Below are 14,895 nucleotides of genomic sequence, written 5' to 3'. Positions count from 1 at the left end.
TGGTTTTACCTGAATCAGCGGATCTGACCGTCTCCGTAAATAATATACTTGGTGGTGGTCAGTTCCTTTAACCCCATAGGGCCTCTGGCGTGAAGCTTCTGCGTACTGATGCCGATCTCGGCGCCAAAGCCAAACTCATTGCCGTCCGTAAAACGTGTGGACGCATTGACATACACCGCCGCGGCATCCACCTCATTTAAAAATTTCTGGGCATTAAAATAATCAGAGGTCACAATGGACTCCGAATGGCCTGTGTTATACGTATTGATATGGCTGATGGCCTCATCCACGGAATCCACGATTTTAAGGGACAGGATATAATCCAGGTATTCCCTTCCCCAATCCTCCTCCGTGGCGGGAACAAAGCCGGGGACCATGGCGCAGGCATCCTCATCCCCGCGGATCTCCACCTTTTTTTCATCCAGGCGTTTCTTCAGCATGGGCAGGAATCTCTCTGCAATCTTTCTGTGGACCAGAAGGGATTCACAGGCATTGCACACACCGATCCTCTGGGTCTTGGCATTAAATATGATATCCAGGGCCATCTGGAGATCAGCAGTCTCATCCACATACACATGGCAGTTTCCTGTTCCGGTCTCTATCACCGGGATGGTGCTGTTCTCCACCACGGCGCGTATAAGCCCCGCGCCGCCCCTTGGTATGAGCACATCAATATAGCGGTTCAGGCGCATCAGTTCCTTTGTTGTCTCACGGCTGGTATCCTCGATCAGCTGCAGGGAATCCTCGGGAAGCCCCACCCGTGAAAGCCCGGTCCGCAAGGCCTCCACAATGGCCCGGTTGGATGAAAGGGCATCACTGCCGCCTTTTAATATGACCGCATTGCCCGATTTAAAGCAAAGGCCAAAGGCATCCGCTGTCACGTTGGGACGGGCCTCGTAGATCATTCCGATCACGCCAAGGGGGACCCGCTTCTGCCCGATCTGCAGTCCGTTGGGGCGCAGCTTCATGGAAAGCACCTCTCCCACCGGGTCATCCAGGGATGCCACCTGCAAAAGGCCGTCAGCCATGGCCTGGACCCTTGCAGGGGTCAGCCTCAGACGGTCTAAAAGCCCCTGGTTCATCCCACCGGCTTCCGCCTTGTCGCAATCCTCCTTGTTGGCTGTGAGGATCTCCTCCTCGTTATCCAAAAGGGCCCTGGCCGCTTCCTCCAGGCCCATGTTCTTTTCCCTGGAGCCCAGGGTATTGAGTATTCTTGATACATCTTTGGCGCGCTTGCCCATGTCAGTTAACGTCATTATAATCTCCTCTCCCTCCTATGGCTGAGCCGGACTTCTGCCTTCAGACTTCCTTAATGCCTCCGTGCTTCTTTCCCAGGTCCGTGACGGAGCCGTCTTCCTCCTGTATGGATATATTGTTCAGATTGCTCCTTAAGCTGCCGCGGATAGCGGCAATGTATTCCCTGCGCAGCCTTGCCTGTTCTTCCTTCTCTTCCTCAGTCAGGCCGGTTGCCTGGGATTTATGGTACAGTTCATTGATACGGTCGATTCTTGACACATCCATGTGGGTCACCTCCCTAATATTCGTTATTCAGGTAATGCATCAGGTCAAAGTCCAGATTGGGGTGTGCCAGGAACAGGGTTCCCTTGGCCTGGCCTGCCATGATCTCCAGGATCACTTCCACCCGGTCCCCATTGGCAATGACCATATCCGCCCCGCTGTCCGTGGCGATCCTGGCCGCCGCCAGTTTGGCGGACATGCCTCCTGTTCCCACATCGCTTCCGGATGTAGCTTTGCCCATGCCCAGAAATTCCGGGGTGATCTCCGGCACCAGGCTTATGAATCTGGCATCCGGGTTGCTTCTGGGGTCGTCTGAGTACAGGCCGTCAATATCGGACAAAAGGATCAGAAGATCCGCCCCGATCAGAGCGGCCACAATGGCGGACAGACGGTCGTTATCTCCAAAACTGTCCACATAGGGGATTTCCGAGGTGGACACCGTATCATTTTCATTGACAATGGGAATGGCTCCCAGGTTCAGAAGTTCATCAAAGGTATTCTGGGCATTGTACCTGGACGAATCGTTGACCATGGTATCCTTTGTGAGAAGCACCTGGGCGGCTGTCTGGTTGTACTCCGCAAACAGCTTCTGGTAAACCATCATAAGTCTGGCCTGCCCCACTGCTGCAAATGCCTGCTTTTCAGCCAGCGAATCCGGCCTCCTGTGATGGCCCAGGGCCTGCCTGCCGGCCGCAATGGCCCCTGAGGATACAAGGACCACGTCCCTTCCCTCTCCCCGCAGGTCGCTGATCACCCTGATCAGCTTTTCTATCTTCATAAGGTTCAATTCCCCTGTCTGCGGGTGGGTCAGGGAGGAAGAACCGATTTTGATCACAACCCTCTGCTTATCCTTAAGGCTCTGACGTTCCTGGATTTCCATGGTATACTCCTTTAAATTTCTCAAGTGATTCTTGTTTATCTTACACCAATTTACAGGTCACGTCAATTTCTATGTTTCAAAGGGACGGTATCTGCGGATGATTTCCTCTGCCGTGCGGATACCGTCCATGGCAGCCGAGGTGATACCTCCCGCATACCCGGCCCCCTCACCGCAGGGAAAGATCCCTTTTACAGCGCTCTCCAGGTTCTCATCCCTTGGCATACGCACCGGGGAGGAGGTACGGCTTTCAATGCCTGCCAATATGGCGTCCGGCCGGTCAAAGCCCTTGATCATATGGCCGAAAGCCTCCATTGCCTCCAACAGGGACCGGGAGATATATGAGGGCAGCATTTCCCTCAGATTGGCAAAAGCATACTCTCCCTTAAAGGCCGGCATGACCTGTCCAAAGGCTGCGGATATCCTGTCCTCCTTAAAGTCACCGTAAAGCTGTACGGGGATACTGCCCTTTCCAAGCCGGAAGGCGGCTTCCTCCAGGCTGCGCTGGAATTCGATTCCCCCAAGGGCCGGACACCTGGTATGAGGAAAATCCTCAGGGGTTACGGTTACGATCAGGGCGCTGTTGGCATTTTCCCCCGCCCTGTCATGGTAACTCATTCCATTGACCGCAAGACGGCCCTGTTCAGAGGAGGCATTAACCACATAACCGCCCGGGCACATGCAAAAGGAGTATACCCCCCTGCCGCCTGAAGTCTGCCTGGTCACCTTGTAGCTTGCCGGTCCCAGTTCCCGGCACTCCTTTGCAGCATACTGGCTCATATTGATCAGGGTCTGCGGATGCTGTACGCGCAGGCCCACGGCAAATGCCTTGGCCTCCATGGGGATTCCCCTGTCCCACAGCACCTCAAAGGTATCCCTGGCGCTGTGGCCAATGGCCGTCACCAGGACCCGGGTATGGATCCTCTCCGCCCCGTTGACCACCACAGCCTTCAGACGCCCTTCCTCCACCACAAAGTCTGTGGCTCTGCTGAGAAAGCGCACCTGGCCCCCCAGCTGTTGGATCTCACGGCGCATGGCCTTTACGATCCGGCTCAGCACATCCGTACCGATATGGGGCTTATTCACATACAATATGGAGGGATCCGCGCCAAATTCCACCAGGATCTGCAGTACGGCCCGGTTGCGTCCAAAGGAATCCTTTACCAGGGTATTCAGCTTCCCGTCAGAGAAGGTTCCTGCCCCTCCCTCCCCAAACTGCACATTGGAGTCCGGGTGCAGTTCACCGCCCTCCCAGAATCCGGCCACCCGCTTTGTCCTGGTATCCACATCCTCCCCCCGCTCCAGCAGGACGGGGCAATATCCTTGTCTTGCCAGCATCAGGCCGCAGAACAGGCCTGCTGGCCCGGTTCCTATGATAACGGGAGGATGCTCCAGTTCTGCGGTTCCGTGCCCGGGAAGATGATAGCATATGGTTTCCTGAACCGACACATCCCTGCTTCTCAGCCTTTGGACCAGCTTTTCCTCCTTTTTTCCGGATATCTGCCTTACCCTTACATCCACCACATAGCTGTAGAGGATGTCCGGTTTTTTTCTGGCATCAATTGACTGCTTTATGATATTAAATGTATCGATCTCCTCTGCTTTCACTCCCAGGATTCTGGATATTTTTTCGATCATATCCTTCCTGTCATGCCCCAAAGGCAGCTTTAACTGGTTTATGCGGATCATGTCCTGTTCCTCCCATCTGTGTTGGATGCGTTCCTTCCCGCAATCACCCCGCTGGACCAGGCAAACTGCAGGTTATAGCCGCCGCATATGCCATCCACATCCAGCAGTTCCCCTGCCAGGTAAAGATTTTTCCTGATCCTTGACTCCATGGTCAGGGCATTGACCTCTTTGACATCCACTCCGCCGCAGCAGATCTGGGCATTGGCAAAGGGATTCACGGACATGATAATGGCCTCATAGGACTTCAGCTGCTGCACCAGATGTTTCAGCTGCCCCGGGGACAGTCCGCCCGCTTTCCGGCAGGGATCTATGCCCGCCAGACGTATCAGCACCAGGGCCAGCTTTTTATTCAGAAGCCCTGTAAACATCTCCTCTGCGGTCTTGTATTCCATGCGGGCCGCCCGCTTTTTCAAAAGGCCAAAGGCATCCCCGTCTTTCCAGGAAGGCATAAAATCCACCTTCACAATAACCTTCCTTCCCTGGTCCAGGGCCCTGGAAGCAAACCGGCTGATCTGGAAAATGGGAATGCCGGACAGGCCGTAGTCCGTGAGCTGCAGTTCTCCCCTGTCCTCTGCCAGCAGCTTTCCGTCAGAGAACAGGCTTACCTTGGCCTCTGTGCGGATGCCCGCCATCTGCCTGTACATGGTTCCCTGGCACCTGAGCTGTACCAGGGCAGGAAGGGGTTTGATCACGCTGTGTCCCAGCTTTTTTGCCAGTTCATAGCCGCTTCCGTCCGAACCGGTTGCAGGCGCGGCCTTGGAACCCGTGGCCAGGATCAGGGCATCTGCCTCCAGCACCCCCTGGCTGGTGTTAACCCGATATGTATGACCTGCAGATTCTATTCCCTTTACCTCACAGGAAAGAAGCACACGGACCCCAAGGTGGTCCACCTCCTGGCGCAGTACGTCCAATACCGCCGAAGCCTGGTCCGAGTTGGGATAAATATACCCGTTCCTGTCCTTTGGCTCAATACCCAGATCCCTGAAAAATCCAAGGGTCTCCTTTACAGGGAACCCCTGGATCACCTTCATCGGAAAGCTCTTATCGTTACTTCTGTAGCATTCCGGCTCCATGTACAGGTTGGTCATGTTACACCGTCCATTGCCTGTGGACAGGATCTTCTTTCCCACCCGGTCCATATGCTCCACGATCGTCACCTGGGCGCCGCACCTGGCAGCCGACACCGCGGCCGCCAGCCCGGCGGCCCCGCCGCCTATGATCACTACCTGTTGTTTTCTCATCTATGTCAGACTCCTTACCCTCAAAAAATATATTCAAGTACGCCCTAACTTGTATACGACTCCAGATAATGGTACACATCCATCATGGAGGGGAACCATATTCCTTCCATCAGCTTGGCCCGTTCCATTTCCGGAAAATCCGTGACCGGAATATGGGTGTAAAGGCAGATGGTGCTTCTGTCACTGCAAAACACCAGCAGGAAACCGGACTCGGATACCAGATAGTATTCCTCTGCCGGGGACGTACTCTCCAGTATGGGTTTTATCTCCTCCTGGTTCATGGCAGCCTTGTCATCCATGTCATTGACCGTCTCTGTCTCAATCACTGTATTGGGGACCGCCTGCTCCTGCCTCATATTGTATCTGGTGATCCCATACCCAACCACAAGGCATACGATGGATGTTGCGGCAAACAAAAGAAAGCAGTATAGTATTTTTTTCATCGGACTAACCTCCTAACGTATTCCGGCGCGTTAAGGTTAGTATCTGCTTTCTATGCTATTTTAATCATGTTTTCACAAATTTTCCCTCTGATGTCAGGGAAGCGCCGTCATCCGGCCAGCAGATGCGTCTTTCTCAAAAGCCTTACAAGCCTCCTGCCTCCCGGCATGGCCATCAGTTCCTCCTCATCCACGGCCTTCAGGCGCACCAGCAGCAGGGCGTATACCACAATGGCCACTGCCACGGAAGGGAGTACCACAGCTGCCATCCCAAGCCTTCCCTTCATCATGGAAGGCGGAAGCATGCCGTACACCAGCCTGTACACCCCATATGCGGCCGCACCCATGATAAGGGAACACAGGGTGGGCAGCAGGATGGTTTTCTTATATTCCTGTCTGTATCTCACATACTTTGCAATGGCATGTCCGTTTAGCAGACACATTACAAATGCAAAGATGATATTTGCAAATACCACGCTGTAAATCCCCATTTTCAGTACCAGAAGAAACACTTCCAGCACGGCCACATGGACCACAAGAGCGGCCACTGCATGGCGGATGGGCACATCCAGGCGGCCCAGGCCCTGAAGGATGGCATTGGTCACCGTGGACAGGGAGTAGAATACCACAGCCAGGGAGCCGACCATGGAAAGTCGGATCAGCATAGTATTGTCCTCGCTGATAAACAACAGGTTGCAGACAGGTTTTGCCAGCACCGTGATACCCACCGCAGCCGGAATGGCGATGAGAAGGGAGAAACGGATCGCGGTTGCAATGCGCTCCAGTTTTTCCTTTCTGTTCCGGTTGGCCACAGCCCTGGTCAAAGACGGGATCAGGGATGAGGACAATGCATTTGACACTGCCACGGGAATGTTAAAAAGCAGCTGGTACTGCCCCAGCACACCCCAGTAGGTGGCAATGGAATCTTCCAGATATCCAAGCTTATACATCCCCTGGCCGAACAGATAGTTGTCCACCACATTGGAGCAGTTGTAGATCCCGCTGCTGACCACAATGGGAAGGACCGTGATGGTCAGGATATGGACCAGGTGTCCGTAGCTCTCCGTCCTGCCCGACACATCCTTCCTGGCCAGGCGCCGCATCTTTTGTCCCCTGGAACATGTGAGGATCATAAAATAAACCAGGGCCGTGAGGGCGCCCGCCCCCGTGCCAATGGTTCCTCCCGCCGCGCCCAGGGCATAGGCATAATCCTTTGCCCCCTGGGCCGCATTCATGGATACGCCTACATTAAACAAAATCCCGGCAGCCACCACGCTGACAATGGCATTGATGATCTGTTCCAGTATCTGGGAGACAGCCGTGGGCACCATGGTACCTGTTCCCTGGAAATATCCCCTGAGCACGCCCAGGTAAGCCATGACCCATATGGTGGGGGCCAGGGTCTTAAGAGCATACCTGCTAAAGGGGGTGCGGATCAGGTCCGCGAACAGGTCTGCTCCAAACCAGAGCACGGCGGCCGCCACACCGCCCACCACGGTGGCATAAATAAGAGCCGCTTTTAAAATGCGGCTGCAGTTTCTGTATTCTCCCCTGGCAATGCGGGCCGCTATCATCTTTGACACTGCCACGGGCATACTGTAGGAGGATAATATTAACAGGATATTATACACGTTAAATGCCGATGTATAATATCCATTTCCCTGTTTTCCTATAATATCATTGAGGGGCATCCGGTACAGCATGCCTATGATGCGTACCAGGATGCCTGCCATTGCAAGGATGCTGCCCTGTATTACAAAATTGGCAGCCTTCTGTTTTCCGGTTCTCTTCTTAGCTGTGCGTACATTCATATCTCTTTGTTATGCGCCCTCATTTCCAATTATTTCCGACTTGGCAAAATCCTTGGTGGAGATGATGCAGACCCATGTCTGCCCCTGGTTTAACACGATCTCATTGTGCTCCTGGTCATAGTAATGAGTGACCCCAAACTCCCCATCCTTTTCCCAGCTGATGGGGATGGCCTTGCCCTCTGTCATAAAATACCCGCAGTCAGAGGTATGTACATTGATATTCAGATACTCGGTGGTGGCATAATAGCCGGACTGGCAATACTGGAAGATCACATTCTTAGCCGTAATCGGCCCTTCATCCCCCTGATGCACGCCCCCGTACTGGTACCGGTGATATAGCCCGTCAGAGGGTTCATATACAAAATACGCCTGGTTCATCACATATCCCGGCTTTATCGTCACCGCATCCATGACCCCGGGACGTTCCTCCAGGGACACACCTTTCCCATCCCTGGCAAACCGGTAATGCCCCTGGTAGGACGGATCGTAATCCTGGGTATAGCCCAGCTTCCGGATGGAAGCCTGGATACGTTCCCCGCTTGTGTAGGCGTTATGGGGCTGTTTCTTGTCCCTGCTCCTGTAAAATGCCGTGCCTCCGATGGCCTCCAGGCCATTAATATTATCCACATTGCTCAGATATGGCTTCGCAAAGGTGCTCTGCCCGTAGTGGACATAGACCGCATCAAACTCCCTGGCAAAATAGGTGTAATAGGTGCGGCAGCTGCGCACGGAACCAATGCGCTCCAGATCGTCATAATCCTCGATCAGAGACATATAGCGGTTCATGGTGCCTTCCACCGGCGCCTCATAGACCACGCCGGCGCGGTTGATGCCGTACTGGGGTCTGGCCTCCTTGTCGTTGCTCATCATTACAGCGGCCGGACGCCGGACGCCCTGGGAGGCAGGCACCATCTCTCCCGTCAGATAACTGCGTATCATGCCGTCTTTTTCCACCCGTTCCTCAGGCAGATAGTAGTCATAGGGACTGTCATCCGCCACGGGTTCGGTTTCCGAATGGATGAAGATCTCTGGCTCAGCTTCCGTGGTCACGGCAGGAGGTTCCGGTACGGACTCAGCTGTAACATCCACACTTGCCTCCTTTGCGCACCCGGCCATAAGACCGGCCGCCGCCACAACCGCCGCTATCCATCTGAGCCTTTTTCTCATCTTGTGTACCCCCTGGTTTCCAGTATTTTCTTCTGTCTTTCCTCCATCTGCTCCCGTTCCCCGTCCTCCATGTGGTCATAACCGCAAAGATGCAGCATGCTGTGGGCCACCAGGAACGCAAGCTCACGGGTCTGGGAATGGCCATACTTGTCCGCCTGTTCCTCTACCTTGTCCACGGAAATAACAATATCCCCCAGTATCAGTTCCCCTGTCTCAGGATTAAAATAATCCTCCACCGCATCCTCCACATGGTCAAAATCCGATGGAACTTTATAGTCCACCATGGGAAATGAAAGCACGTCCGTGGGCGCGTCTATACAGCGGTGTTCACGGTTGATCTCCTGGATGGCGTCATTGTCCGTGAGGATCACGTTCACCTCAGCCTCATAAGGGCATTCCTCATAGTCCAGCGATGCCAGCACAATGTCGTTAATGATCTCCTCATAGGGAAGATCCAGCTTTTTCTCAGCTTCATATTCAATGGATATTGTCATCAGTAGCTTCTCCTTGACTTCCCCGGTCCATCCGGCCAGGGGCTTTCCTTTTTACCGTTCCCGGTATATTCTTTTACCGTTCCCGGTGCATTCTCCTACCGTTTCCGGTACATTCTTTTACCGTTCCCGGTACATTCCCGCGCCGGGCCGGCGTCCGCGCTTTTCACTCCCCGAACCCTTTTGCTCATTCCTTGGCTCGTTCCTCTGTTCATTCCTCTGCTCGTTCTTCTGCTCATAGGCATCGTATGCCTGTACGATCTTCTGGACCAGGGGATGACGCACCACATCAGAACTGGTGAGATAGCAGAATCCGATATCATCAATTTTCTTTAACACCTTTAAGGCCGTATCCAGGCCGGAGACCGCGCCGGAGGGAAGGTCCTTCTGGGTCCGGTCTCCGGTGACAATGACCTTGGAGCCAAAACCGATCCTTGTAAGGAACATCTTCATCTGGGCCGGTGTGGTGTTCTGGGCCTCATCCAGGATAATATAGGCATTATCCAGTGTCCTTCCTCTCATATATGCCAGGGGGGCCACCTCGATCAGCCCCTTCTCCGAGTTGTGCAGATACGCCTCCGCCCCCATGATCTGATACAGGGCATCGTACAAAGGCCGCAGATATGGATCGATCTTGCTCTGCAGGTCGCCCGGAAGAAAGCCCAGCTTCTCCCCGGCCTCAATGGCGGGGCGCGTAAGGATAATCCGTCCCACCTCCCCGTTCTTAAATGCCTGGATCGCCATGGCCATGGCCAGATAGGTCTTGCCCGTACCGGCCGGTCCGATGCCGAACACGATCATCTTCTTACGGATGGAATCCACATAATTCTTCTGTCCCAGGGTCTTTGGCTTTACCGGCTTACCCGTAATAGTCCTGCAGATGATATCCTTATCGATCTCCAGGATCTGCCCGTCTTTCTCCGTAAAAGAAAGGGACAGGGCATAATCCACGTTCTGCTCCGTAATGGTGTTGCCCCTTCTGGACAGCTCGATCAAATTGTTAAATACGCTTTTGGCCTGCCCTATGGTCTGTTCAGGCCCTATGATCTTAATCTCTCCGTCCCTGGCGATCATGGTCACATGCAGGGTACGTTCTATTTTCTTTAAGTAGGTGTCAAACTGCCCGCATACATTCTTCTCATGCTCAGCGGGGATGTCAATCATCGTCTCAATTACACTCATCTAGGCTTATCTTGTCTCCTCCGGTTCACTATTAGGTTCTTCCATGCGTTCTGCGGCAGGCTGTGTTTTGACAATGGATTCCTGGGTCACCAGTTCACCTTTTATCCTGCACTGAGAAACACTTGTTTCTATTCTATCATTATTTTCAAGAATTTGTACCCCTTTTTCCTCTAAATTTTTGACAAACTGGTAATTTATGGCTTTGGATATATGCTCCAGCTCTTCCCGGGTATAATTTCTCTCATAGGCGGACATCTCGCGCCCCTTGATATCTCCTATGTAAAGGGGCAGGTAAAAATTAGAAAACAACTTCAGCTGCTGCTCCTCCATGGCGTAATCCCACTCCCCCTGTCCCCTTACAGGCATCAGGAAGGTAAATGACCATTTCCCCGCCTTTACATACCATCCCCGGCGTTTGCGGCCTGTCTGCACCCGTTCCTTGTGAAGCAGCGGAATGGTCTTTTCATACTCCCTGGTGGTCCTGGCCACCACATCCGCGTCCGCGTGGACCATGTATGCATTGATCTCCTCCTCACTGTCGCCAATGATCGGTACACGTCCGCTGACCAGTACCTGTCCCTCCTCCACCTCATCCCCCACGGAGACTTGTGCGATCCCCTGGCGGACTACCATGGATGTAATGGTCCCTGCCTGGGACGCCACAATGTCACAGGGCGTCTCGTCCTTTTCCGGCACAATGGACAGTACTTCATTTTCCTTAATATGGATCAGCAGCCTTGTACCGGATACCCTGGCGCTTACCCAGGTGATCTCAGGAAAACTGGTGCGGATGGAGCTTTCAAGGTTTTCACAGTTGATCTTAGACTTTAGCATCCCGTAGTCGATATCCTGGGAATCCAGGTACCGGATCAGGGTGTCATAGGTGTACCGGTAATTCCCGTCAAACTGAATATCCCATATGAACAGGGACATGACATACAGTACCAGGAAAAAGGCACCGATACCGGCGGCATAATACCAGCGTTTCCTGTATTTATAAATAAAAAAAGGAACACCGAAGCGGCCGATGATACGCAGCCTGACCTGCGCTTTGCGCACCAGAGGCTTTACGCGGCGGTACCCTTTCACTGTCATATAAAATTCATAGTCCCCGTCCCGGTTGCATATAAGCCCCCACACTTCCAGCCTCCTGGCATTGCACAGGTTGAGGAAACGTTCCGGTGAATAACCGTGAAGACGGAGTCTTACATATCCGTTCCAGTTATGTAACAGCCAAACAATCAAGCGGGCCCCCTCCTTGTTATAAACACTTGGGCATTCCGCCCATTTATGTTTCAAATTCCAGCGATGTGATCTGACCGGTTATCTTCATCTCCTCTGCCGTATAATAATCAATCCTCAAACGGCTTCCGTGAATCAGGACCTTACAGTTTTTTGCCTGCAGTTTTACCAGAGTATCTGTATAAATAAGGATGCTCCTGTAATTTTCCACGTTCACCTCGCCGCGGCCCACAAAGTTCACAAGCACGTCTCCCAGGACCACATCCCGGGGAAGCCCCAGTGCAGACACAGCTGTTTTCTTTGGTTCCCATGACATACATCCCACGCTCCTGATACACTGGTTCTTTTTATTATATGCATAAACTGGTGAAAAATGCAGTTCCCTTTTTTCAAAAAACACTCACATTTGTACCATCACCTGAATAGACTATACTGAATCAATGAATCAGCGAGGTCTTTATGAATAACCAACCCTATCATACAGACAGAGTGAATGAGTATCCGGATGCTGTTTTAAACGCTGCTGAAACAAGCGAGGCAGACATCCCCATTACTCCTCTTCCCAATCCAGGCGAAGGCGGCCCTGTGGACAGCGGCAATGGTACTGATAACGGCGGCATCCCTGTGATCCCCCTTCCAAACCCGGGTGAAGGCGGTCCTGTGGACAGCGGCAACCGGCCCTTCCCGCCTATTTTCCGCCCTGTATTCCCAGGAGGCACAGGCGGGTCCGTAACCGTGATCCCAGGCATAACCTTCCCATGCTTTAACTGTACGGCCACCAGCTTTGGCCGTGTGCGCTTCCTCAATGCCTCCACCGGATATCAGCCATTTTATGTGTATCTGGGCAACTGGATGGTGGCCAGCGGACTGGCTAACGGCGATATCACCAGCTATGTGCAGTCTGCATCCGGAACACAGACCGTAACTGTTTCCGGCGCCAACGGGTATGTGTACATCCAGAAATCCATTCAGGTGAGCGCATCCTCCTCCATGACCATTGCCATCATCAACACGGCCAGCGGACTGGACATCATGGAAATCTCCGACATTTCCTGCAATGCTCCTTCGGGAAACAGCTGCCTGCGTACCTGCAACCTGTCACAGAACCTGGGGCCCTTTGATGTGTCCATCGGGAACCAGAACAATTCCTACACTGCCTTCACCAACGTGCGGTACCGGGAGGTCACGCCCTATACCAGTTTTTACCCGGGATGGTATCAGCTCTACATTGCCAGAACCGGTGCGTTCCCTTCTACCTATGTAGCCACCGCCACTGCCAACATGAGCGCCAATATGTCCTATACACTGTATATCTTCAATGCGCCCAATGCAACCGAAGGCCTGAGGACCATGGTGGTCTCCAACTAAAGCGGAAAAAGGACCGGATGCGACTGACCCAGTCACATTACCGGTCCTTCTCTGTCTTTTTCAGAACAGGTTATCATTAGAACAAGTTATTTCAAAACAGGTTGTGGAATGCCTCACAAGGTTCTCTCAGCACTTTGTCACAGATCCTTTCCCCCTCTTTCGCCAGCCCTCTTTCATCCACGTTCACAAGCCTTCCATTTTCATAGACCACCCTGCCGTTTACCATGGTCATGTAAACATTGCCGGTCAGACCCACCCTGCCTATGATGTTGCGCGGGTCGTGGACAGCCCCTGCCAGTTCCAGCGTCCCAGCGTCAATCATAAACAGATCCGCGGCTTTGCCCTCTTCCAGGGAACCGATGTCCTCCCTGCCAAGGGTTCTGGCGCCGTTAACCGTGGCCTGCTTAAGGATCTCATAGGCGGAAACACCGCCGCCCCGCTCTTTGCTGTGGTAACACTGCATCATGTAGGCTGTGCGGATGGAGTCCAGGAGGTTGCTGCTGTCATTGGTGGCCGAACCATCACAGCCCAGGCTTAGAAGGACGCCGTAATCCATCAGTTTTTTCATTTCAAGGATGGGGAAACCTCCCAGGATGGCGGGGGATGGACAGTGTGAAATGCCGCAGCCATTGGCACCCAGCACCTTGTACTCCTCATCCGTCAGCTCCCAGCAGTGGGCAAACCAGGTGTTCTCACCCAGAAAGCCGATCCGCCTGCACCAGTCAAGTGTGCGCATTCCCCAGCGCTTTTCCATGATGTCATTTTCCCCTTCCCCCAGGTGGGTGTGAAGCCTTGCCCCGGTCTCCTTTGACAGTTTGACCGATTGGATAAATGTGTCCTCGTAGCAGTTCACGGGCTGGCATGGTGCGATGACGATCTGTTTCATGGAAAATGGCTCCGGATCATGGTATGTGTGGATCAGGCGCCTTGTGTCCTGTATAAATTCCCCGGTGGTTTCCCTCATATCATCAGGTATGGTACTCCCCTGGCTTCTTGGAAGCGTATTGGTCCCCCTGCCCGCGTGATAGCGAATGCCGATCCGGGAGGCCGCCTCCATCTGGCGGTCCACTGCTTCCTTCTTTGTGTGTACCGTAAAGCAGTACTGATGGTCAAAGGCCGTGGTGCATCCATGTTTTACAAGGTCTGCCATTGCGGTCAGGGATGAATAATAGATCACATCCGAGTCAATCCTCTGAAAAATCCGGTATATCTTGTCCAGCCACTCCACCACCAGCATATTGGGGTAATCAATGGTTGCCAGATTCCTGACAAAGGTCTGGAAAAAATGGTGATGGGTGTTGACCAGGCCCGGATACACAAACTTATCCTTCCCGTCCAGGATTTTTGCGTCATCGCACCGGATGCCGTATCCGATCTCCAGGATCTTTTCCCCTTCAATAAGCATGTCTGCGTTCCGGTAAACATCATCCCTGCCATTACAGCATACGATCGCAGCCGCATTTTTGATCAGTATCTTATTTTCTGCCATAATTCCTCCTACTACAATATATTTATGGTTAATATCCCTTACATCCAGTAAGGAATTATCCATCTTGTTGCTTAAGCTGTTAGAATGTAAGAGCAATCGGTATAGCGGATTCCTCCTTGGGCTTTGCGCCCGTAAATAAGTCTGCTAACCAGCTCTTCATTCGCAGCATTCGTTTTATGCAGGTTGAGCCGTCCTTTGGAATGCGTTCGTGTCACACCACAGTAGATTGAATGGGCAATGAGTAAAACTGGTATTGACCAATTGCTACCTAAGATAAAGGAGTGACATTTTTATGAGCATGAACGCAGTAGGTATTGATGTTTACCAAACGAAAGAGCACCGTGGCTATCCTACGTCCCGGCGGTGAAGTTGTCGCCAGT

General features: G+C 52.9%; 14 protein-coding genes. 1 reads left to right on the top strand and 13 read right to left on the bottom strand.

Features of this window, described 5'->3' with window-relative positions; genetic code table 11:
- Nucleotides 1-14: 14 nt before the first annotated feature.
- From HMPREF9469_RS17230 to HMPREF9469_RS17175, 12 genes are all read right to left on the bottom strand, one after another.
- Complete coding sequence (locus HMPREF9469_RS17230; RefSeq protein WP_007864169.1) at nucleotides 15-1,256, bottom strand: glutamate-5-semialdehyde dehydrogenase; 1,242 nt, start codon at nucleotides 1,254-1,256, stop codon at nucleotides 15-17.
- Between the two features lie 43 nt (nucleotides 1,257-1,299).
- On the bottom strand, nucleotides 1,300-1,521 hold the full coding sequence (locus HMPREF9469_RS17225) for a DUF896 domain-containing protein (RefSeq protein ID WP_007864167.1): 222 nt from the start codon (nucleotides 1,519-1,521) through the stop codon (nucleotides 1,300-1,302).
- Nucleotides 1,522-1,534: 13 nt separating this feature from the next.
- Nucleotides 1,535-2,398, bottom strand: a complete 864-nt coding sequence (gene proB, locus HMPREF9469_RS17220) for a glutamate 5-kinase (protein WP_007864165.1) — start codon at nucleotides 2,396-2,398, stop codon at nucleotides 1,535-1,537.
- A 69-nt stretch (nucleotides 2,399-2,467) separates the two neighbouring features.
- Entirely contained in the window at nucleotides 2,468-4,084 is a 1,617-nt protein-coding gene (locus tag HMPREF9469_RS17215) for an NAD(P)/FAD-dependent oxidoreductase (RefSeq protein ID WP_007864163.1), read from the bottom strand.
- Nucleotides 4,081-5,325, bottom strand: coding sequence for a BaiN/RdsA family NAD(P)/FAD-dependent oxidoreductase (locus HMPREF9469_RS17210; protein ID WP_007864161.1), 1,245 nt, complete (start codon nucleotides 5,323-5,325; stop codon nucleotides 4,081-4,083). Before HMPREF9469_RS17210 ends, HMPREF9469_RS17215 begins: the two co-directional genes overlap by 4 nt.
- A gap of 44 nt (nucleotides 5,326-5,369) precedes the next feature.
- Nucleotides 5,370-5,768, bottom strand: a complete 399-nt coding sequence (locus HMPREF9469_RS17205) for a hypothetical protein (protein WP_007864151.1) — start codon at nucleotides 5,766-5,768, stop codon at nucleotides 5,370-5,372.
- Between the two features lie 107 nt (nucleotides 5,769-5,875).
- Nucleotides 5,876-7,576: a putative polysaccharide biosynthesis protein gene (locus HMPREF9469_RS17200; RefSeq protein WP_007864149.1), complete on the bottom strand. Its 1,701-nt coding sequence runs from the start codon at nucleotides 7,574-7,576 to the stop codon at nucleotides 5,876-5,878.
- Between the two features lie 9 nt (nucleotides 7,577-7,585).
- A complete protein-coding gene (locus HMPREF9469_RS17195; RefSeq protein WP_007864147.1) occupies nucleotides 7,586-8,743 on the bottom strand; it encodes a DUF3048 domain-containing protein in 1,158 nt (385 codons plus the stop codon).
- Nucleotides 8,740-9,237: an rRNA maturation RNase YbeY gene (gene ybeY, locus HMPREF9469_RS17190; RefSeq protein ID WP_007864146.1), complete on the bottom strand. Its 498-nt coding sequence runs from the start codon at nucleotides 9,235-9,237 to the stop codon at nucleotides 8,740-8,742. Before ybeY ends, HMPREF9469_RS17195 begins: the two co-directional genes overlap by 4 nt.
- A gap of 117 nt (nucleotides 9,238-9,354) precedes the next feature.
- Nucleotides 9,355-10,416: a PhoH family protein gene (locus HMPREF9469_RS17185; RefSeq protein WP_007864144.1), complete on the bottom strand. Its 1,062-nt coding sequence runs from the start codon at nucleotides 10,414-10,416 to the stop codon at nucleotides 9,355-9,357.
- Between the two features lie 6 nt (nucleotides 10,417-10,422).
- The gene (locus HMPREF9469_RS17180) at nucleotides 10,423-11,661 is read right to left on the bottom strand and encodes a sporulation protein YqfD (protein ID WP_007864142.1); all 1,239 of its coding nucleotides are present in this window, start codon (nucleotides 11,659-11,661) and stop codon (nucleotides 10,423-10,425) included.
- A gap of 43 nt (nucleotides 11,662-11,704) precedes the next feature.
- Nucleotides 11,705-11,974, bottom strand: a complete 270-nt coding sequence (locus HMPREF9469_RS17175; RefSeq protein ID WP_007864139.1) for a YabP/YqfC family sporulation protein — start codon at nucleotides 11,972-11,974, stop codon at nucleotides 11,705-11,707.
- 143 nt (nucleotides 11,975-12,117) lie between these two features.
- Here HMPREF9469_RS17175 and HMPREF9469_RS17170 point away from each other — a divergent pair, with 143 nt between their 5' ends.
- On the top strand, nucleotides 12,118-13,026 hold the full coding sequence (locus HMPREF9469_RS17170; RefSeq protein ID WP_007864138.1) for a DUF4397 domain-containing protein: 909 nt from the start codon (nucleotides 12,118-12,120) through the stop codon (nucleotides 13,024-13,026).
- A 91-nt stretch (nucleotides 13,027-13,117) separates the two neighbouring features.
- On the opposite strand, the gene HMPREF9469_RS17165 is transcribed toward HMPREF9469_RS17170, so the two are convergent.
- Entirely contained in the window at nucleotides 13,118-14,515 is a 1,398-nt protein-coding gene (locus HMPREF9469_RS17165; protein WP_007864136.1) for an amidohydrolase, read from the bottom strand.
- Nucleotides 14,516-14,895: the final 380 nt, after the last annotated feature.

The organism is [Clostridium] citroniae WAL-17108, from assembly GCF_000233455.1.
GTDB classification, from domain to species: domain Bacteria; phylum Bacillota; class Clostridia; order Lachnospirales; family Lachnospiraceae; genus Enterocloster; species Enterocloster citroniae.
Note: the sequence above shows the minus strand (reverse complement) of the source record. Positions and strands in the feature narration are given on the sequence as shown.

Bases quoted from the DNA above. Each gene is read 5' to 3' on its own strand.
- HMPREF9469_RS17230 (WP_007864169.1), bottom strand. From the start codon at position 1,256: ATGACGTTAACTGACATGGGCAAGCGCGCCAAAGATGTATCAAGAATA.
- HMPREF9469_RS17225 (WP_007864167.1), bottom strand. From the start codon at position 1,521: ATGGATGTGTCAAGAATCGACCGTATCAATGAACTGTACCATAAATCC.
- proB (WP_007864165.1), bottom strand. From the start codon at position 2,398: ATGGAAATCCAGGAACGTCAGAGCCTTAAGGATAAGCAGAGGGTTGTG.
- HMPREF9469_RS17215 (WP_007864163.1), bottom strand. From the start codon at position 4,084: ATGATCCGCATAAACCAGTTAAAGCTGCCTTTGGGGCATGACAGGAAG.
- HMPREF9469_RS17210 (WP_007864161.1), bottom strand. From the start codon at position 5,325: ATGAGAAAACAACAGGTAGTGATCATAGGCGGCGGGGCCGCCGGGCTG.
- HMPREF9469_RS17205 (WP_007864151.1), bottom strand. From the start codon at position 5,768: ATGAAAAAAATACTATACTGCTTTCTTTTGTTTGCCGCAACATCCATC.
- HMPREF9469_RS17200 (WP_007864149.1), bottom strand. From the start codon at position 7,576: ATGAATGTACGCACAGCTAAGAAGAGAACCGGAAAACAGAAGGCTGCC.
- HMPREF9469_RS17195 (WP_007864147.1), bottom strand. From the start codon at position 8,743: ATGAGAAAAAGGCTCAGATGGATAGCGGCGGTTGTGGCGGCGGCCGGT.
- ybeY (WP_007864146.1), bottom strand. From the start codon at position 9,237: ATGACAATATCCATTGAATATGAAGCTGAGAAAAAGCTGGATCTTCCC.
- HMPREF9469_RS17185 (WP_007864144.1), bottom strand. From the start codon at position 10,416: ATGAGTGTAATTGAGACGATGATTGACATCCCCGCTGAGCATGAGAAG.
- HMPREF9469_RS17175 (WP_007864139.1), bottom strand. From the start codon at position 11,974: ATGTCATGGGAACCAAAGAAAACAGCTGTGTCTGCACTGGGGCTTCCC.
- HMPREF9469_RS17170 (WP_007864138.1), top strand. From the start codon at position 12,118: ATGAATAACCAACCCTATCATACAGACAGAGTGAATGAGTATCCGGAT.
- HMPREF9469_RS17165 (WP_007864136.1), bottom strand. From the start codon at position 14,515: ATGGCAGAAAATAAGATACTGATCAAAAATGCGGCTGCGATCGTATGC.